The organism is Chryseobacterium sp. DT-167 (genome assembly GCF_058310155.1).
In genome coordinates, this window is sequence record NZ_JBZEEQ010000053.1 from 1 (window position 1) to 758 (window position 758).

The following is a 758-nucleotide window of genomic DNA, read 5'->3' on the forward strand; positions in this document are numbered from 1 at the left end:
GGGATCACGACGGCGTCGAACTCCGTGACGTCGATGTCCGCGAGCGGAACGGCGGCGTCGAGGTGAGCGGAGATCGAGTCAAGGTAGGAACGGAGATCCGCGGCCTTCTCGGCGTCTCCGACCCCCTCGGCCGTGAGCGATCCCGGGTCGACGGGCGGTCGCTCGCCCCCCGGCGACGCGATGACGATCTCGTGGCCGGCCTCGGTGAGGTCGCGGTACGCCGTCACCAGTTCCTCGGCCCAGAAGCCGGTCGGGTGCTCGGTGCCGTCGGTGAGAGTGATGGAATCGGCCGCTGTGGCGACCAGAAGGATTCGAGACATCGTGGGTCCTTTCGTCGATCTCCATGATCACCCGGACGACCGGGAACGGGCGCACGGTTGACCGATGGCAGCGTTCGGTCGATCGATCAGGGCGCGAGTGCGCGAATCGCCTCGACGGCGGCGGAGATCGTCGAATCACGACGGGCCTCCCCTGACCGCGTCACGAGGAAGACCGTGTTGAGCGGCCGCACGGCGGGTTCGTCGATCAAGACGACCTCACCGCTGCGCAGAAGCGGGTCGACGAGATACGTCGGCAGGACCGACATACCGGCTCCGACGCGAACCGCCTCGAGGACGCTGCGCAGATCGGGCACGATCGCCGCGACGGAGAGGGAGTCGGGACGCCGTCCGAAGACGCTGCGCCAGTGGCGCCGGACGATCGGCAACTCCTCGCCATACGCGACCACCGGGATCCCGTCGACTCCGCCTGCCCGGACG

At 68.7% G+C, this 758-nt stretch carries 2 protein-coding genes; both read right to left on the bottom strand.

Annotated elements, in window-relative coordinates; all coding sequences use genetic code 11:
- Nucleotides 1–320, bottom strand: a 320-nt coding sequence (locus AC4FQ5_RS19685; protein WP_491146241.1) for a type 1 glutamine amidotransferase family protein, incomplete at its 3' end; no start/stop codon positions are given.
- 86 nt (nucleotides 321–406) lie between these two features.
- Nucleotides 407–758 (bottom strand): LysR substrate-binding domain-containing protein (locus tag AC4FQ5_RS19690; protein ID WP_491146243.1); only part of this gene is annotated, 352 nt, incomplete at its 5' end.